The 17224-nt window shown below is 46.3% G+C and carries 20 protein-coding genes and 11 tRNA genes (1 of these 31 only partly in view); 7 read left to right on the forward strand and 24 right to left on the reverse strand.

Going from position 1 to position 17224, the window contains the following annotated elements; all coding sequences use genetic code 11:
* Nucleotides 1-2: 2 nt before the first annotated feature.
* The 3 genes from ytkD to MHH91_RS15225 all read right to left on the reverse strand — a co-directional run bounded on the left by ytkD (nucleotide 3) and on the right by MHH91_RS15225 (nucleotide 1592).
* Nucleotides 3-482: an RNA deprotection pyrophosphohydrolase gene (gene ytkD, locus MHH91_RS15215; protein WP_013353274.1), complete on the reverse strand. Its 480-nt coding sequence runs from the start codon at nucleotides 480-482 to the stop codon at nucleotides 3-5.
* Between the two features lie 132 nt (nucleotides 483-614).
* Nucleotides 615-1019 carry a phage holin family protein gene (locus tag MHH91_RS15220; protein WP_014470850.1) on the reverse strand — a complete coding sequence of 135 codons (405 nt, stop codon included), beginning with the start codon at nucleotides 1017-1019 and terminating at the stop codon, nucleotides 615-617.
* A 135-nt stretch (nucleotides 1020-1154) separates the two neighbouring features.
* On the reverse strand, nucleotides 1155-1592 hold the full coding sequence (locus MHH91_RS15225) for a Dps family protein (protein ID WP_003152242.1): 438 nt from the start codon (nucleotides 1590-1592) through the stop codon (nucleotides 1155-1157).
* A gap of 124 nt (nucleotides 1593-1716) precedes the next feature.
* Here MHH91_RS15225 and ytzI point away from each other — a divergent pair, with 124 nt between their 5' ends.
* Nucleotides 1717-1866, forward strand: coding sequence for a YtzI protein (gene ytzI, locus MHH91_RS15230; RefSeq protein WP_013353276.1), 150 nt, complete (start codon nucleotides 1717-1719; stop codon nucleotides 1864-1866).
* Here the strand turns inward: ytzI and MHH91_RS15235 are convergent.
* Complete coding sequence (locus MHH91_RS15235; protein WP_013353277.1) at nucleotides 1863-2306, reverse strand: FixH family protein; 444 nt, start codon at nucleotides 2304-2306, stop codon at nucleotides 1863-1865. The two genes, ytzI and MHH91_RS15235, sit on opposite strands and share 4 nt — an antisense overlap.
* Before the next feature lie 116 nt (nucleotides 2307-2422).
* On the reverse strand, nucleotides 2423-2896 hold the full coding sequence (locus MHH91_RS15240) for an S-ribosylhomocysteine lyase (protein ID WP_013353278.1): 474 nt from the start codon (nucleotides 2894-2896) through the stop codon (nucleotides 2423-2425).
* Nucleotides 2897-3021: 125 nt separating this feature from the next.
* Here MHH91_RS15240 and yidD point away from each other — a divergent pair, with 125 nt between their 5' ends.
* Nucleotides 3022-3249: a membrane protein insertion efficiency factor YidD gene (gene yidD, locus MHH91_RS15245; RefSeq protein ID WP_013353279.1), complete on the forward strand. Its 228-nt coding sequence runs from the start codon at nucleotides 3022-3024 to the stop codon at nucleotides 3247-3249.
* Here the strand turns inward: yidD and MHH91_RS15250 are convergent.
* Nucleotides 3246-3815 carry a beta-class carbonic anhydrase gene (locus MHH91_RS15250; protein ID WP_013353280.1) on the reverse strand — a complete coding sequence of 190 codons (570 nt, stop codon included), beginning with the start codon at nucleotides 3813-3815 and terminating at the stop codon, nucleotides 3246-3248. The genes yidD and MHH91_RS15250 overlap by 4 nt on opposite strands.
* A gap of 126 nt (nucleotides 3816-3941) precedes the next feature.
* Nucleotides 3942-4190: a type B 50S ribosomal protein L31 gene (locus MHH91_RS15255; protein ID WP_003152229.1), complete on the reverse strand. Its 249-nt coding sequence runs from the start codon at nucleotides 4188-4190 to the stop codon at nucleotides 3942-3944.
* 196 nt (nucleotides 4191-4386) lie between these two features.
* Between MHH91_RS15255 and MHH91_RS15260 the strand changes: the two genes are divergently transcribed.
* Genes MHH91_RS15260 through MHH91_RS15270 form a run of 3 tightly spaced genes read left to right on the forward strand, consistent with a single transcriptional unit; the run spans nucleotide 4387 to nucleotide 6997 of the window.
* Nucleotides 4387-5718 carry a cytochrome ubiquinol oxidase subunit I gene (locus MHH91_RS15260; RefSeq protein ID WP_014470851.1) on the forward strand — a complete coding sequence of 444 codons (1332 nt, stop codon included), beginning with the start codon at nucleotides 4387-4389 and terminating at the stop codon, nucleotides 5716-5718.
* 22 nt (nucleotides 5719-5740) lie between these two features.
* Nucleotides 5741-6781 carry a cytochrome d ubiquinol oxidase subunit II gene (locus MHH91_RS15265; RefSeq protein ID WP_013353282.1) on the forward strand — a complete coding sequence of 347 codons (1041 nt, stop codon included), beginning with the start codon at nucleotides 5741-5743 and terminating at the stop codon, nucleotides 6779-6781.
* A 57-nt stretch (nucleotides 6782-6838) separates the two neighbouring features.
* Nucleotides 6839-6997 (forward strand): DUF1540 domain-containing protein, encoded by a 159-nt coding sequence (locus MHH91_RS15270; RefSeq protein ID WP_014470852.1) that lies wholly within the window; start codon nucleotides 6839-6841, stop codon nucleotides 6995-6997.
* A gap of 172 nt (nucleotides 6998-7169) precedes the next feature.
* On the opposite strand, the gene menC is transcribed toward MHH91_RS15270, so the two are convergent.
* The 6 genes from menC to MHH91_RS15300 form a co-directional block, all read right to left on the reverse strand.
* Nucleotides 7170-8285 carry an o-succinylbenzoate synthase gene (menC, locus tag MHH91_RS15275; protein WP_013353285.1) on the reverse strand — a complete coding sequence of 372 codons (1116 nt, stop codon included), beginning with the start codon at nucleotides 8283-8285 and terminating at the stop codon, nucleotides 7170-7172.
* Nucleotides 8282-9745 carry an o-succinylbenzoate--CoA ligase gene (locus MHH91_RS15280; RefSeq protein WP_013353286.1) on the reverse strand — a complete coding sequence of 488 codons (1464 nt, stop codon included), beginning with the start codon at nucleotides 9743-9745 and terminating at the stop codon, nucleotides 8282-8284. Before MHH91_RS15280 ends, menC begins: the two co-directional genes overlap by 4 nt.
* Nucleotides 9746-9832: 87 nt before the next feature.
* On the reverse strand, nucleotides 9833-10651 hold the full coding sequence (menB, locus tag MHH91_RS15285) for a 1,4-dihydroxy-2-naphthoyl-CoA synthase (protein WP_013353287.1): 819 nt from the start codon (nucleotides 10649-10651) through the stop codon (nucleotides 9833-9835).
* Nucleotides 10652-10709: 58 nt separating this feature from the next.
* Nucleotides 10710-11534, reverse strand: a complete 825-nt coding sequence (menH, locus tag MHH91_RS15290) for a 2-succinyl-6-hydroxy-2,4-cyclohexadiene-1-carboxylate synthase (RefSeq protein ID WP_013353288.1) — start codon at nucleotides 11532-11534, stop codon at nucleotides 10710-10712.
* Nucleotides 11522-13258, reverse strand: a complete 1737-nt coding sequence (menD, locus tag MHH91_RS15295; RefSeq protein WP_014470854.1) for a 2-succinyl-5-enolpyruvyl-6-hydroxy-3-cyclohexene-1-carboxylic-acid synthase — start codon at nucleotides 13256-13258, stop codon at nucleotides 11522-11524. The genes menH and menD overlap by 13 nt, the downstream gene beginning before the upstream one ends.
* A complete protein-coding gene (locus MHH91_RS15300; RefSeq protein ID WP_013353290.1) occupies nucleotides 13255-14667 on the reverse strand; it encodes an isochorismate synthase in 1413 nt (470 codons plus the stop codon). The genes menD and MHH91_RS15300 overlap by 4 nt, the downstream gene beginning before the upstream one ends.
* 283 nt (nucleotides 14668-14950) lie before the next feature.
* Between MHH91_RS15300 and MHH91_RS15305 the strand changes: the two genes are divergently transcribed.
* Nucleotides 14951-15670, forward strand: coding sequence for a TraR/DksA C4-type zinc finger protein (locus MHH91_RS15305; protein ID WP_013353291.1), 720 nt, complete (start codon nucleotides 14951-14953; stop codon nucleotides 15668-15670).
* A gap of 143 nt (nucleotides 15671-15813) precedes the next feature.
* Nucleotides 15814-16284 (forward strand): TspO/MBR family protein, encoded by a 471-nt coding sequence (locus MHH91_RS15310; RefSeq protein WP_013353292.1) that lies wholly within the window; start codon nucleotides 15814-15816, stop codon nucleotides 16282-16284.
* A gap of 34 nt (nucleotides 16285-16318) precedes the next feature.
* Here the strand turns inward: MHH91_RS15310 and MHH91_RS15315 are convergent.
* The 11 genes from MHH91_RS15315 to MHH91_RS15365 form a co-directional block, all read right to left on the reverse strand.
* Nucleotides 16319-16390 (reverse strand) — tRNA-Glu (locus tag MHH91_RS15315).
* A gap of 3 nt (nucleotides 16391-16393) precedes the next feature.
* Nucleotides 16394-16484, reverse strand: a tRNA-Ser gene (locus MHH91_RS15320).
* A gap of 3 nt (nucleotides 16485-16487) precedes the next feature.
* A tRNA-Asn gene (locus tag MHH91_RS15325) sits at nucleotides 16488-16562 on the reverse strand.
* A 10-nt stretch (nucleotides 16563-16572) separates the two neighbouring features.
* Nucleotides 16573-16649 (reverse strand) — tRNA-Ile (locus MHH91_RS15330).
* Between the two features lie 15 nt (nucleotides 16650-16664).
* Nucleotides 16665-16738: transfer RNA gene (locus MHH91_RS15335), tRNA-Gly, on the reverse strand.
* Nucleotides 16739-16747: 9 nt separating this feature from the next.
* Nucleotides 16748-16823, reverse strand: a tRNA-His gene (locus MHH91_RS15340).
* Between the two features lie 21 nt (nucleotides 16824-16844).
* Nucleotides 16845-16920, reverse strand: a tRNA-Phe gene (locus MHH91_RS15345).
* Nucleotides 16921-16931: 11 nt separating this feature from the next.
* Nucleotides 16932-17008, reverse strand: a tRNA-Asp gene (locus MHH91_RS15350).
* Nucleotides 17009-17014: 6 nt separating this feature from the next.
* Nucleotides 17015-17091: transfer RNA gene (locus MHH91_RS15355), tRNA-Met, on the reverse strand.
* 19 nt (nucleotides 17092-17110) lie between these two features.
* Nucleotides 17111-17203: transfer RNA gene (locus MHH91_RS15360), tRNA-Ser, on the reverse strand.
* A gap of 7 nt (nucleotides 17204-17210) precedes the next feature.
* Nucleotides 17211-17224, reverse strand: a tRNA-Ile gene (locus MHH91_RS15365); it runs 63 nt beyond the window's last position.

Here is a 17224-nt window from a genome sequence, read left to right on the forward strand (position 1 = left end):
TTCTATGATTGAAATACGCCATCTTCTTTCAGCTTTTTCAGGCTTATCGGAAGCACCGAATCTTTCATAATGAAACTGAACTTTTTATTTCGCGGGAGATTCTCCGGCAGTTCGCTGAACAGCACCGGCCCCTTTGTTTCAAAATAATCAGCCTGTTTTTCAAGCTTTTCAATATCGGCAAAATAAATATTCTTAACGATTACCTTTTCCCTGCCGAGCACTTTATACTGTCCGACGTACTGAAGGTGTCTTACCGCGGCGCCGGTCTCTTCTTTTACCTCGCGCAGGGCCGCTTCCTCCGCACATTCCATCGGCTCCACTTTTCCGCCCGGAAATTCAAACCCCCGGTCTTCGTGCTCAGTCAAAAGCCACTTGTCACCATATCGGCATATGACCCATACGTGCTTCGGGCTGTCTGAAAAAGGCTGGTGTTCAAAGGAGAGCTGAACAGTGTTCTGATAATAGTCTTTAAACTCGTACATGTTTATCCCTCTAATCCGTTCCTTCGTATCTTCCATACATCATACCACAGTTGCGTTTGTTCGGAAGCCCTTTATCAAAAATTCAGAGGAAAACCATCATACCCGCTAGTATAGCCTCCTATGAAGCAAATGTTACGGTTTGCGCTTGAATTTATTTTTCAGGGTGTCCAAAAGGTCGACGAGCACCTGCGGAACCGGGATGCCCAGCGAGCTTGCCGTAATCACAATCTGTATCGATTCGTATAAAATATAAAACATGATAGCCAAATTGCGGATGGAGCCTTCGGTATGAAGCAGCTGATCAAAAAAATGGCAAACTGAGACTAATGACAAGGTCACGATTTTTTTGACCAGCCGCGCAAAAAGCTTTTTTGGGCTCAGCTGTTGCAAAAGAGATTCCTTTAAGCTTGTACTGATAAATTCGATCGCCATGACCGATAGCAAAATCAGAAACGAATACTGAAAACCGCCGAAGAAAAATCCCGCTGCCGACACGATCACTGCAAAAAACGAAAAGATGCCAAAGTCTCTGCCCACTTGATCCAACATCCTTTCACAGAAACGGCCTTACATTATTCTATGAAAGGTGAATAGAACGGACTGGATTTTTCAGAAAAATGGACAACCAAATAAAAGACCGGATGCTCTAAAGCCCCGGCCTTCCCTTGTTAATTATCCTAAATACGCTTTCAGCATCCAGTTATGTTTTTCGATATTCTGGTGAATGGCAAGCAGCATATCTCCGGTCGTTTCGTCACCGACTTCATCTGCGAGATCCATTCCGCTTTTCAGTTCCTCTGCAATGACAGTGAAGTCATCATAAATGTTCTGTACCATTTGTTCTGCGCTCTCATTGCCTTCCGCTTCTTTTATAGATGCAGTCTTCAATGATTCCGTCATTGTGCCGATCGGCTTGCCGTTTAATGCCAGCAGACGCTCTGCCAAGTCATCAATATATGTAGCCGTTTCGTTATACAGCTCCTCGAACTTTTCATGCAGTGTAAAAAAGTCCTTCCCTTTGACGTACCAATGATAGTTATGTAATTTCACATACATGACCGTCCAGTTTGCAACTTGTTTATTGACTGCTTCCAATAGTTTTTCTGACATGCCTATCTTCCTCCTTTGGTTTACTATTGATATACCCTTTATATCGTTTGTTAAAACATAAATTTTTAGCCCTTGATTTTACGTCTGGAAAATATGTTATTATTTGTTAAAAAGGAGGGATTTCATGCTGCTTCTTCTGAGTCTCGGCTTTCTTATCGTGCTTGCCGTGCTGCTTTTATCCATCTGGTCGACCGTAAGAGCCTATAATGTAAAGCATACGATTGATCCGCCGCAGGACGAATCAAACGGCTTGACGCACAAAAACAAACCTTAATGATGATGCGTCTGTTCCTCATGGCCGGAGGAATCATCGGCAGCTTCAGCATCTCCGACACGCACTTTTACAGTCGGCATATTGTGCTGCTGTTTTGCCGTTACGTGGGATTGAACGGTATACACACCCTCTTCGTCAAATTCAGTCCGCAGATGATACGCCCCTTTTTCCTCCTTGGCCTTGCTTGTTTTGCTGCTGCCTTTTTTTCCTTCTTTCCATACTTCAAACATGACTTCATCCGCATCCGTGACGCGCTTTCCGCCGTAAAAAACATCCGCCTTGTATTCTGCTTTTTCATGCGGCTTTACCGTTTCCGGTCCCGTAAGCTTGACCTCAAGCGCTTTAGGCTTTTCATCCGCGGAGGTTTTGTCCGAATTGCCCCCGCAAGAAGATAAAAGAAATACCATACCGCACATACCTGCCAATACAGCCCGTTTCATTCCATCACTCCCTCGTGTTTGCTTCTATTTTAGCAAACGCTTACACATAAGGTGTGACATTTTTTAGAAATATGTAAAAAAAGCCTTTTTGCATGACAGCAAAAAGGCCTGTTTTTTTATCCGAACACTTTCAGCAAATCTTCTTTATCCTGTGACAGCCAGAAACGCATTAGGCGTTTCGCGCCTTCCAAATCATGAAGTTTCGCCTGGCCGCACTGTTTTTCGTTGGCTGCCGGAATCTCCGTAATATCGATGGCTTCTTTCAGTGTAGCGTCAAGCAGGTCAACAATCTCTTCCGCTGTCGGCTCACCGCTCACAACCAGATAATATCCTGTCTGGCAGCCCATTGGTGAAATATCTATGATGTCGAAGTGATTGTATTTCTCAGAATGTGTGCGGATCGTAAACGCAAGCAAGTGCTCAAGCGTATGAATCGTATCCGGCTTCATCGCCTGTTTGTTCGGCTGGCAGAAGCGGATGTCAAACTTATTCACGACGCCGTCTGTTCCGACTTTATGCACTCCGCAATGTCTTACATACGGAGCCACAACCGCGTTATGGTCAAGCTCAAAACTTTCTACTGAAGGCATAATGGCACTCCCTTTTTTTCAGAATATGCACCCATTATAACACAGTTTTCCGATAAGAATTGCGGCGGACGCTTTTCAATCTGAAATTTTTTTTCTATACTAGCATCAGAAAGGTGGTTTTTTTGATGAAAACCATAATGATTGCGTTAATCCGCGGATACCAGAAGTTCATCTCTCCGCTGACGCCGCCGTCATGCCGCTTTTATCCGACGTGTTCGCAGTACGGAATCGAGGCCGTCAAGACTCACGGCGCACTAAAAGGCGGATGGCTGACACTGAAGCGAATTTTAAGGTGCCATCCTTTTCATCCGGGCGGGGTTGATCCCGTACCGGAAAAAAAACAAAAGCATTAGTCCATATGCTGATAGCCGTCGATCACCAGATCAAGCTTGCCGGTTTCAGGATCAATCACAAGACCGTGCACCGGCACGTTATCAGGGAATAGAGGATGGTGTTTAATGACGTTTACGCTGTCTGTAACACTCGCTTCTACAGAATCAAAGCTTTTCAGCCATTGATCAAGATCAACACCTGAGTACTTCAGCATGTCAATCCGCTCTTTCGGAATACCGCGGTCAATAATTTTACCGAGCATATCCTCGCTGTTGATTTTGCTCATACCGCAATCATGATGCCCGATAACGCAGACTTCATCAGCGTTTAATTCGTATACGGCCACTAAAAGGCTGCGCATAATGCTTCCGAATGGGTGGGCGACAAGCGCGCCGGCACTTTTAATAATTTTCACATCGCCGTTTCGCATGTTCATCGCATGCGGAAGCAATTCAACAAGGCGTGTGTCCATGCAGGACAAAATCGCCATCTTTTTATCCGGGAATTTAGATGTTTGGTATTTTTCATACTCTTTGTTTTTAGTAAACTGCTCATTAAATGTCATGATATCGTTTAGAAGACTCATCTTGGTGTTTCCTTTCTGCTTTTTTATTCACAATATAACATAAAGCGGGTCCTTTCGTCACTCCCCGCTCTTGATGACAAAGTTGCAGACGGCTCAAAAAATAAGACAAACCCCCTCGGGCTTGTCTTATTTCCCCATATTGTATTTTTTGTTGAACTGTTCGACTCTCCCGCCTTTTTCGTTGAACTTTTGGCGGCCTGTATAAAACGGATGCGTATCTGAGCTGACTTCTACTTTAATCAGCGGGTATGTTTTTCCGTCTTCCCACTCTGCTGTTTCCTCTGATGTTTTCGTTGAATGGCTTAAAAACCGGTAGCCGCTGTTCACATCTTGAAAAATCACTTGATGGTTATCCGGATGAATATCTTTTTTCATGCTGATCTCCCTTTCTTTAAATCGTAATTATTACGCTTTATTCTAAACCTTAAATAGGCGCTTGTCAATCATATATGCCCCGATCCCTTGATTTCTAAACCCTGCACATATATGGAATCAGAAGAATAATTTAATGGCTTCAGCAAATAATATAACCACATTACATAAAACGGTAATTAGAAAGGCGGTTTATGACGTGGATGATTTAGTATTAGCCAGAAGCCTGTTCGGGACAACCATGGGCTTTCATATTATTTTCGCGACGCTTGGTGTCGGTTTGCCTCTGATGATTTTAATGGCTGAATTAATTTATCAAAAAACAAAAGATCCGCATTATGCCATTATGGCGAAAAGATGGACAAAGGCGCAGGCTGTTCTGCTCGGCGTGGCGATACCGACCGGAACGATCGCGGGTACACAGCTTGCCCTTTTGTGGCCCGGATTCATGGAAGTCATCGGCAGAGTGATGTCACTTCCGTTTCAAATTGAAATTTATGCTTTCTTTATCGAAGCGCTGTTTATGTCCATTTATGTCTATGCCGCTGACCGGCTGACTCCGGCGATGCGCATCATTGCCGTCATTTTCGTTTTGATCGGCGCCGCGGCATCTGCCGTCTTAATCACAAATGTTCACGCATTTGAAGGAACGCCGGCCGGCTTTAAAATTTTAAACGGCAAAATCACTGACGTCGAACCGTGGGCGGCATTTTTTAATCCAAGCTTTTTCACCACCGCGGGCCATGTCGTTCTGACGGCTTTCATGACCGGTGCATTTATCGTCGCGTCAGTAGCCGCTTATAAAATGCTGAGAACGAGAAAACAGGAGCAGGTATACCGTTTTCACCGGAAAGCGCTTCTGCTCGCTTTAACGATCGGCGGAATCTTTTCTATTATTGCCTCTTTAAACGGACACGAGTCAGCTCAGCTCCTTTACGAATACCAGCCTGAGAAGCTTGCGGGCGCAGAAGGGCTGTTTGAAACAAGGTCACACGCTCCGCTTGCGATCGGCGGTTTTACCGACGCAAAAGAAGAAAAAGTAAAATGGGCGATAGAAGTGCCGTGGGCTTTAAGCTTTTTGGCTGCAAACAGCTTTGACACAGTCGTCAAAGGCTTGAACGCGTTTCCGAAAGACGAGTGGCCGCCTTTATTCATCCATACACTGTTTAACGGAATGGTCGGCATCGGAATGCTGCTCATTTTGTACTCCGTCATCGGCATCGTGTGGAGAAAAATATTAAAGAAAGACAGCTTTCCGACTTGGCTTTTGATTTTATTTTTAACCGCGGGACCGCTTAGTCTGATCGGCATTGAATTCGGATGGATATTCGCTTGTACTGGGCGGCAGCCATGGGTGATTTATCATCTTCTGAAAACGTCAGATGTCGTCACGACAACTGGTTCAATCGGTTTGCTGTTCATCCTGTTTACGGTGGTTTACGCCATTTTGGCGGCCGCAGTCATTTATGTGCTGCTGTATTATTTCCGCAAACATCCCGTTGAGGAGGATGTAAAAGCGGCGGAATCTTAACAACAGAAAGGGCTGAATTGAAATGGACATTACCATGGATGCTCTCATCGCGATATCCATCGTATGGGGCTTCGTGTTTATCTACGCGGTTATGGCAACGATGGACTTCGGAGCCGGTTTTTGGTCTATGATTTATTTAAATAAAGAACAAACAAAGGCGACTAACATCGCCAACCGTTATTTATCCCCGACATGGGAAGTGACCAATGTCTTTATCGTCGCGATCGTTGTCGCCCTTTTCAGTTTCTTTCCCGGGGCAACTTTCGTGCTGGGTACCGTTTTATTGATTCCGGGGAGTATCATTTTGCTGCTTTTAGCTATCCGAAGCGGCTTTCTCGTTTTCTCCAATACGGCGAAAGAAAGAAAAATCATGAGATATATCTCCGGAATTTCAGGCTTCATTATTCCTGCTGTGCTGATTTTGGTACTTCCGGTGACACACGGAGGATTTATCGAGAAAACGGGCGGGGTGTATCACTTGAATTTGGCAAATGTCTTTACAAGCCCGAATGCGTATGCCTTTATCGGCTTTGCCATTTTAAGCACTTTATTTTTATCTTCGCTGCTTCTGGCCGACTTTTCAAATGTTGCGGAAGAGGAGCATGCGTATCGCATATACAGACGGAGCTCTTTAATAACAGGGCCGCTGTCTCTTCTTTTTGCGATCTTCATTATGCTGACATTGCGTACGGAAGCCGGCTGGCTGTATACGGGAATGATGAAAGACCTGACATGGCTCATCCTGTCTGTCATTACATTTATCATTGCCGGTATCGCTCTGTTTTTGCCGAATAAACGCTTCGGCAGAAACCTCGGCAAACCGAGGATCGCCATGATTGCCATTGCGCTGCAATACTTTCTGGCAAGCTATGCGTACGGACGGGCTCATCTTCCTTATATGATTTATCCCGACATTACGGTCATGTCAGGATTTACGGAACCCGCAACCTTCAGGGCGCTGTTTATGACGTATATCGTCGCGTTCATCATTTTGTTTCCCGGATTTTATTTCTTCTGGAAGCTCTTTATGAAAGACAGACGTTATATCCGCCAGGAGGAATAACAAAAATCGGGGCGGCTCATACTAATGGCGTACCTTTTATTTGGGAGGGGAATCAGCATGGACCAAAAAATTCTGTGTGAAGTCAATAACTGCTCATATTGGGGCAAAGGAAACAAATGCACGGCCGACGCTATTTATGTTGTCAGCCATACAGGCGAAACCGCTGAAAAAAGTGAAGAAACGGATTGCAAAACCTTTAAACCGCATGATTTATAAAAAAAAGAGCTGTTTTTATACAGCTCTTTTTAATTTCCGCGCCGCACTGCTCACATTTATCAAGTAAAAAAACCGGCTTTAACAGCCGGTTCAAACGGGGAAGGGGTGATGATGAACAGTTTCAATATAACAGCGGCATACAGAATGCTCAACTTGCTGAAATATCGTTTTATCAGCTGTTTGTCGTAAAAACGTCCATTTGGGTGACGTATTTTCTCATTATTTCCTGATTAACTTCGACACCCAGCCCGGGACCGTCCGGAACAGAGATAAATCCCTCTTCGATACGGATGTCAGGAGTGATAATATCCTCCTCCCAGTATCGGTCTGATGAGGAAATGTCCCCCGGTATCGTAAATTGCGGCAGCGAAGCAAGCGCCACTGTCTGCGCTCTCGAAATGCCGGTCTCAAACATTCCGCCGCACCATACCGGCATGTGATGCTCTCTGCATAAATCATGTATTTTTAAAGCCTCTGTCAGACCACCTACACGCGCCGGTTTTATATTAATGATTTTACAGCTTCCAAGCTCAATCGCACGCCTCGCGTCATCAAATGAGCATATGCTTTCATCAAGACATATCGCCGTTCTCAAGTGTTTTTGCAGGTGGCGGTGATCGACAATATCATCTGCCTGAAGCGGCTGTTCTATCATCATTAATTGGAATTCATCCAATTCTTTCAGCCTGCTGATGTCTTTCAGTTCATACGCTGAGTTGGCATCCGCCATGAGCGGTACATTCGGAAAACGGCTGCGGATGGCTCTGACCAAATCAACGTCATTGCCGGGCTGAATTTTTATTTTTATACGTTGATAACCTTCTTTTACGTATTGCTCAATTTCCCGAAGCATCTCATCAGCCGAAGCAAGACCCACTACGACGCCGGCGGGCACTTTATCTTTTTTGCCTCCCAAGGCTTCTGCGAGAGAAATCCCCTTTTTCTTGGCATATAAATCCCACACGGCTGATTCAAGGCCCGCTTTTGCCATGCGGTTTCCTTTAAAACGCTCGAGACAGTCAGGCACGTCTGACGGGTGGGAAAATTCGCGGCCTACGACATTTGGAATAAAAAAATCTTTCAGCATATGCGCGCATGTCTGAATCGTTTCTTCTGTATACCACGGGGAAGAAAACGCCGATACCTCTCCCCAGCCGGTTCTCCCGGTTTCGTCGATCGCTTCCACGATCAAAAATTTACGGTCGTGCAGAGTTTCAATACTTGTTTTAAATGGTTTTTTTAGCCTCATACTCACATGATAAAGGGTGATTTTTTCAATCTTAATCATGACAATTCTCCTTTACGAAGCTCATTAAGCCGATGCCTCATCAGTTTATTGGACGCGTTCCGCGGAAGCTCGTCAACCGCGAAAAAAGCAGCCGGTATTTTATATTTTGCAAGACGTTCACGGCAAAAAGCGGTCAGCTCCTCTGAACTGACAGAAGAAGTCAAAACGAGAAAGGCATGCGGCACTTTCCCCCACTTCGGATCTTCGGCTCCTGAAACACCGGCTTCCGCTACAGCCGGATGGGCAAGCAGCGCCGCTTCAACTTCAGCCGGGTAGATGTTCTCTCCGCCTGAAATGATGAGATCCGACCGTCTGTCCAGCACATATAAAAACCCTTCATCATCCAAATAGCCAAGATCGCCCGTTTTGAACCAGCCATTATGAAAAGCGGCCTGATTCGCTTCGTCACGATGATAGTACCCTTTCATCACATTCGGCCCTTTCACCGTAATCTCACCATGTTCAAACGGCGCACAGCGATTTCCGTCTTTTTCAATTCTGATTTCACATGAAAACAGCGGTTTACCTGCCGAGCCGAGCTTTTCCATGCTGAATTCAGGAGAAAGCGTGACAATCTGTGAGCAGGTTTCGGTCAAGCCATAAGACTGGAAGACCGGAAATTGTTTCCTGCGGCATTCTTCAAGAAGCGGCAGCGGTGCCGGCCCCCCGCCTAGCAGAATGCAACGCAGTGATTCAGGACATTGTTCAGTCTCCGAAAGCAGACCCGACAGCATGGTCTGCACAGCCGATATGATCGTGACCCGGTGTGAGCTGATGCTGTCCAGCACATCAGTGACAGAAAATTTTTGGTGAAGCACGACAGGCATGCCGTAAATGACCGATTTAAACAGTGCAGACAGGCCGCTGATATGAAAAAGCGGCAGCGCAATAAGCCAGCGGTCCCGCTCCGTGACCCCCAGATTCAGCGCAGATGATACAGCGCTGGAATAATGGTTTCCGAAAGTCTGCTGCACCCCCTTCGGCCTTCCCGTTGTTCCTGACGTATACATAAGAGTCGCCGTATCATCGAGCGTTACATATTCTTCCGGCTCAATGTCTCCCGCCTCTTCAGCCTGCAGCTCGTCCACATCTGCGGTGGCGACTGCAGATTCATAATCTTCCCGGCGAAAACCGTCCTCCGTCAATAAAAGCTTCGCCTGTGAATCTTCGAGCTGAAACAGCCGTTCTTGTTTTGAGAGCTTCGTATTTAACAGCACCGCTTCCATTCCTAATAAGAAGCAGGCGTGAACGGCATAAACCATTTCAGGTCTGTTAGAAAGCAAAATCGCGACACGGTCTCCTTTTTTAAGCGTGTAGTATTCGGACAGCCGCGCGGCCATTTGTTTAGAAGCATGGTACAATTCTTTGAATGTCATCTGTTTGTTTTCAAATATGAGAGCGATTCTCTCAGGTGTCAGCTGAGCCCTTTGAATGAGCCAATTTGGCTGTTCTGTCAGCATGTTATCATCTCCGAGGTAAAAGTACTTTTTTTGAAAAGAAAACAGCTTGGACCAGAGCGGCTCAAGCTGTTTCGTAGTGTCATCTGATCACGGAAAACGAGGGAACTGACCGAAATCGGGACTGCGTTTCTCTTTAAAGGAATCGCGGCCTTCTTTCGCTTCGTCTGTCGTGTAATAAAGAAGCGTTGCATCTCCTGCAAATTGCTGAATTCCGGCAAGACCGTCTGTATCTGCGTTAAATGCCGCTTTAAGGAAACGAAGGGCTGTAGGGCTTTTCTCAAGCATTTCCTCACACCATTTAATTGTTTCCTCTTCAAGTTTCTCTAATGGGACAACCGTATTGACAAGCCCCATGTCGAGCGCTTCCTGCGCGTTGTATTGACGACACAGGTACCAGATTTCACGGGCTTTCTTATGTCCGACGATACGCGCCAGGTAGCCTGAGCCGTAACCGGCATCAAAGCTGCCCACTTTCGGCCCAGTCTGACCGAAAATCGCGTTATCAGCTGCAATCGTTAAATCACAGACGATATGAAGCACATGGCCTCCGCCGATGGCGTAGCCTGATACCATCGCTACAACCGGTTTTGGAATAACACGGATTAAACGCTGAAGATCAAGCACATTCAGACGCGGGATCTGATCGTCTCCGACATATCCGCCGTGACCGCGGACTTTTTGGTCCCCGCCTGAACAGAATGCCTTATCTCCCGCTCCCGCAAGAACGATGACACCAATCTCAGAGTCATCACGTGCGTAAGCAAATGCGTCAATCATTTCTGATACCGTCTTAGGAGTAAATGCGTTATGTACCTCCGGGCGGTTAATTGTTATTTTTGCAATACCGTTATACGTCTCGTACAGGATTTCATCGTACTGACGTTCACTTTTCCATTCTGCAGCCATTGATATGACCTCCTCTATTTTTGCATGAGTCCGGCCGAAAAGTCATTTTCTTTATGCTTTACAAGCCGTTTAAAAACTCACTTACTATCTTACCAAAAATTCGCGGCTGTTCCACATGAACCGTGTGCCCCGCCTGTTTGACAACCTCTATTTTACTTGATGGGAGCAGGTTATGCACCTTTTGATTAATGACGCAAAATTTTTCATCCCATTCACCGCATATGAGAAGAACCGGCGATTTGATGCGGTCTAATGCACTCCACCAGGAAGGCTGTGAGCCCGTCCCCATTCCGAGCAGACTGCCTGCAAGACCGGACGGATTATTTTTCAGCCGGCCGGCACGGATGGACGCCTTTACATTGTCCGGAAGAGAAAGCTGTGTGGCAAACAACGGAATGCTTTCCCAATAATCGACAAACGATGTTATGCCTTCCCGTAATATAAAGTCAGCAAGCTTCCGGTCTGACTGAATCCGCTTTTTGCGTTCCTCGAGCGTGCTGAGGCCAGGAGTTGAACTTTCCAGAACAAGCGCTGACACCCGATGCGGAAATGTCTGTGCAAAGGAGTAAGCAAGTCTTCCCCCCATAGAATACCCAATAAGTTTCACTTTGTGAAGTTTTAATTGATCAAAAACGGCGGCAAGGTCCGCCACCTGCCGGCTCGCACTATACCTTGCCGCTTGCACAGGCGCGTCTGTCTCTCCGTGGCCCAGGCAGTCAATCATCACCATTCGCTCGCCGGGAAACATTTCGCGTAAAAATTCCCATGATTCTTTACTGCCCGTAAACCCGTGCAGACAAACTATCGCTTCAGACGATTCGTGACCGCTGTCAGCCGCCCGATAGCACACACCGTCCGCCATTTTGACAGTTACAGCTTCCATTCTTTTTTCACTTCCTGGACTGCGGCCTGCAGCAGATCGCGATGGAATTGAACTCTTGATGTCCGATCTGTTTTCAGCTCGATAATATGAAGTCCGGGCTTGTCCGCCTGCGGCTGATACGCATCCTTAAATGCATCCCAAGTCTCAGGGCAAGTATACGTCCCGCCGTACAGTGCGGCGGCATGACGGAAATCAAGTCCCGTCGGCGTACCGAACAGTTCTTCAAAATGAGTTTTATCAGATGCCTGCGGCAAAAATGAGAAAATCCCGCCGCCATCATTGTTTATTAAAATAACCGTAAGCGGAATTCCAAGTTTTTTAGCCGCTAACAGCCCGTTTAAATCATGGTAAAACGATAAATCTCCAATCACAAGCGTGACAGGCGCCTTTGTTCCCTCACACAGTCCCATAGCCGAGGAAACAACCCCGTCAATTCCGTTAGCGCCGCGGTTGGCATAGACACGGAAGGAACGGTCTTGTTTTTCAAAGAAAGTATCCACGTCACGAATCGGCATGCTGTTGCCGACAAAAATCGAACTGCCCTCAGGAACAAGGTGCTGAAGCTGACGATATACATTTCCTTCAAATGATAAATCATCCATGTCCGCGGCCTTTAAATGGCTGCGGAACCGCTCATTGACAAACTGCCATTTCTCCAGCCATCCGGACGGCCGTTTTTCAGTTTCAGCTGAACGGACCGCTTCCAACAATACAGACGGATGGCAATGAATCATATGCGCGCCGGTCTGAGTGGGATCTCTCCACCCGCCGTCTTCATCAACGATAAACTGCTCAATGGCAGAATCGTCTCTGAGCCATAAAAAGAGCGGTTTGGAAACCGGCATCGGACCGAATCGGATCACAACGTCCGGACGCAGCGCCTCTTTTATCTCCTCATCTTTTAAGAATGAGTCATAGGCATCAATAATCAGCGCCTTATCATGCTTTCCGTTTCGGAGATTTGAAAGCGGGTCAGCCAAAATCGGGAATTGAAGCATCTCGGCAAGCGCGATGATCTGCTGTTTTTCTGCTTCACCGTGAATTTCGCCGCAGACGATCATACCCTTTTCGGCACTCGCAAGACGCTCTGTAATATGACGCAGAGAGGCTTGGTCAGCTGACTGAATCCCTGTTGTAACAGAGACATGCCGCCCAGCTCTCATTCTTTCAAAAGGCCGTGCTGACAAATCCGGCATCAAAGGCTCTCTGAGCGGCACATTGACATGCACAGGCCCCATCGGGCGTTTGCCCGCTTCACTTACGGCTCGGCCGGCCAATGTTCTGATATAACTCAGCATCTGAGGATTTTCCTCAGGAAGAGCTGAGTCTGTGAAAAACTTAACAAAGTTACCGAACAGAAAATGCTGGTTAATCGCCTGAGGCGCCCCTACTTCCCTTAATTCATGCGGCCGGTCAGCAGTCAGGACAATAAGAGGCACTCTTGAATAATGAGCTTCAATCACGGCCGGATAGAAGTTAGCCGCTGCCGTTCCTGACGTACAAATCAGCATGACCGGACGCTGGCGGGCTTTTGCAAGACCGAGTGCGAAAAAACCCGCGGATCGTTCATCAATCTGTATATGGACATGAATATCCGGGTGGGCCGCTGCCAAAACCGCCAGCGGAGTTGACCTCGATCCGGGACAAACGACTGCGTCGGTTATACCCGAAAGAGCGAATTCATCAATAAAGCTTCCGATATAATGTGTAATCGGGTTTGTCAAAGCCTTTCACCTCCTAAAGCAGAGATCATCGGCTTTAGTTTAATTTGTGTTTCTTCATATTCTGATTGCGGATCTGAATCTTCAACAATACCGCATCCTGCGAATAGGCGCGCACTTTGATCTTCAATCAGCCCTGATCGGATGGCCACGACAAATTCTCCGTTTTCCCTGCCGTCCATCCAGCCGATCGGAGCCGCGTACCATCCGCGTGTCATCGGTTCAATATCAGCGATAACTTCAACAGCTTTTTGCTGGGGCGCTCCGCCCAATGCCGGTGTCGGATGCAGCTTTTCAATCAAATCAAACAGCGAAGCGGACGTTTTAAGATGACCGACGATCGGCGTATATAAATGCTGAACACTTTTTGTTTTATATAGTTGCGGACCCGCCGGCTTTTTCACATCACTGCAGCTCGACAAAAAAGCATCGTGTATCATCTGAACCACAAAATCATGCTCCGCGAGATTTTTTCCGTCATGCAGCAATTCGTTGCCAAGACAGTCATCTTCTTGTTGATTTTTTCCGCGCTTAATTGAACCTGCCAGGCAGGACGACATGACGTCTTTGCCGGATTTTTTGATCAGCCGCTCTGGTGAAGCGCCGACAAAGCATTTATTTCCCTGCTCAATCGCAAAAACATAGCTTGTCGTTTGATCCGTCAAAAGCTTTCTGACAACGCTCTCCACCGGAATAGGCCCATCAAATGACAATACGACTTCCCTTGCCAGCACGACTTTATCATATTGATTTGCCTTCATATCATTTGTTGCTGTATTAATGGCTTCAAGCCAGTTTTCCACATCAAGTTCTTCCGCTTTTGTTAAAGCAGGATACTCCTCATACGCCATTGAAGAAACTGCAAAAGCTTCAGAAAAAGATTTCAGACGTTTCAGCACATCTTCTGCCTGATTACCGTCTGCCGCCCATTGATTGACGGTTAAATAATCACCATCCGCCGTCTTTGTCAGCATGAGTGAGGGAATAAAGAACAGTCCTTCTTCGAACCCGTTCCATTCGTCTCCTCTTTCTTCAGCGGGATTAAATGAAAAACCGCCGAATAAGACAGGACCGACCGCGGTATGCGCCGCCTCTTCTTCATGAATATGAAAAGCCGTCTTTTTAAAGCGCTCCCATTGTTCAAAAACGTCGTGATAACGCTTTTTGTTTTTTTCATTCGATTGGAACAGCGCTTCTGTGCCAAGACCGACTATTGTTAATTCACTACCGGGTTCTGACCAAAAAAATCGTTTGCCTTTATATTTTTTTGCTCCGTCTTTGAAAAATGATAGAGGGTCTAAAGACGCAATACGTCTTGAATAGCTCAATAAGACAGCATGGTTGACTTGTTTGGCTTTATGTAATGCATGATCTGCTTCCTCTCGGAACGTATGCTGCACCGTTGTCACCATGAGACATTCCTCCATAATCCGTTAAATGCTTTTAATACAATACACCTGTGATGACATTGTGTCAAACACACAGATGTGAGCACGACAAAATGCCTGCATTTCTTATTATAAACCTTTTTGCACAAATGAATAAAGAAACAAACTTGAATTTTCTTTCCCCACTCTCGGCAAACACTGTATCCTTTTACTTTACTGTGGAAAAGTGACCATTTTTATCCACCTTTTTTCTGTATCAAAAACGTTCATACTAACTGTAAGCATCACATAGAAACGAGGGAACGATGTGCTTACAAACGAACAGATCACACACTTGAAAAAAGAGCTAGAAGAAGCCAAACATGATATTTTAAGCCGTTTTAAAGAAAATGATCAATTTCAATTAACAGATGAATTCCCGTATCAGTCATCCGGCGAATTGTCTTCCTATGACAATCACCCCGGCGATCAGGCAACCGAGTTATACGAGCGTGAAAAAGACCTGGCTCTCCTCGACCATGAACGGGAGCATCTTCGCGATATTGATTACTCCTTGAAACAAATTGAAAACGGTACGTACGGCATATGTGAAGTCAGCGGCAAGGAGATCCCTTATGACAGACTGGAAGCTCTGCCGACTGCTACAACCTTGGCGGAATATTCCTCGCAGGATGCCGTTTCTAAAGACAGGCCGATTGAGGAGGAAACACCGTTCGGACAGTTTGAATTTGATGATGATGAATCAATACGGCCGCCATACGACAGTGAAGACTCTTATCAGGACGTTGAGAAATACGGAAACTCAGAAACGCCTCAGGATTTAGAGAATCCGCCTCTCAGCTACAACGATATGACAATGAACTCTGAAGAAAACATCGGCTATGTTGAGGATTATGAAAACTTCATCGCAACAGATATTACCGGAAAAAACATTTCTGTATATCCAAGCAGAGAACACGAAAAATATGAACAGGAACTGGACGAAGAAGGAATTATGACGACGTTCGGCGATCTTCATGCTGACTAAAACCCCGGCTTGCCGGGGTTTTAAGTTTGCAGCATTATTGCAATGAAAACTCATACACTGAAAGGGGTATGCGACTCTTTAAAAAGTTTGACCTTTACAAAATCGGGAATGAACGTATTGACATTGAATATCGGAAGGAATAGATGAAAAAGAAGTATATCGGTGCGATTATTGTATTTATCATTACATATGCCTTGTTTTCTTTAGCTGGGTTTCTCTTTCCCATCGACAGGGAATGGTACGACGCCCTTCACAAACCTGACTGGACGCCGAGCGGATCAGTTATCGGCATCATATGGGCGGTTTTGTTTGCGTTTATCTCGCTGTCAGCAGCCTTGATATACGCAAAATTTTCATATAAAGAATCCAAAGCTTTCTGGGTGATGCTTCTCATCAATTATATCGTTAATCAAGGATTCAGCTTTTTTCAATTCACACAGAAAAATTTGCTTGCTGCATCTATCGATTGCCTGCTTGTGGCCGTTACAACACTTAGCTTATTGATAATTGCCCGCAAATACAGTAAAGATTCAGCCTGGCTGCTGGTTCCTTATTTATTATGGAGTGTTTTTGCCACATACCTGTCTTTCACCATTTACACTATGAACTCATAATAAAAAACCTTGCATACTATGCAAGGTTCTTTAATGACCCGTACGGGATTCGAACCCGTGTTACCGCCGTGAAAGGGCGGTGTCTTAACCGCTTGACCAACGGGCCTTATGGCGGAGAAGGAGGGATTTGAACCCTCGCGCCGCTTACACGACCTACACCCTTAGCAGGGGCGCCTCTTCAGCCACTTGAGTACTTCTCCATATGGCTCCACAGGCAGGATTCGAACCTGCGACCGATCGGTTAACAGCCGATAGCTCTACCACTGAGCTACTGTGGAAAAATCATCATGGTGGGCCTGAGTGGACTCGAACCACCGACCTCACGCTTATCAGGCGTGCGCTCTAACCAGCTGAGCTACAGGCCCATGACAATAAAAAAATGGAGCGGGTGATGGGAATCGAACCCACGACATCAGCTTGGAAGGCTGAGGTTTTACCACTAAACTACACCCGCATTGTTGTTTGGGGCGATTGATGGGAATCGAACCCACGAGTGCCAGAGCCACAATCTGGTGCGTTAACCACTTCGCCACAACCGCCAAAACAATATTAAATTAAGATGGTGGCTCGGGACGGAATCGAACCGCCGACACACGGATTTTCAGTCCGTTGCTCTACCAACTGAGCTACCGAGCCTTTTTTATAAATGGCGGTCCGGACGGGACTCGAACCCGCGACCTCCTGCGTGACAGGCAGGCATTCTAACCAACTGAACTACCGGACCATTTTTTGGTTGCGGGGGCAGGATTTGAACCTGCGACCTTCGGGTTATGAGCCCGACGAGCTACCGAACTGCTCCACCCCGCGATGATAATTAAATTAGATATGGCGGAGGAAGAGGGATTCGAACCCCCGCGGGCTTTGACACCCCTGTCGGTTTTCAAGACCGATCCCTTCAGCCAGACTTGGGTATTCCTCCGTATATGTGGTGGACCTTGTA

Source organism: Bacillus sp. FSL K6-2819 (genome assembly GCF_038008305.1).
GTDB lineage: Bacteria > Bacillota > Bacilli > Bacillales > Bacillaceae > Bacillus > Bacillus amyloliquefaciens.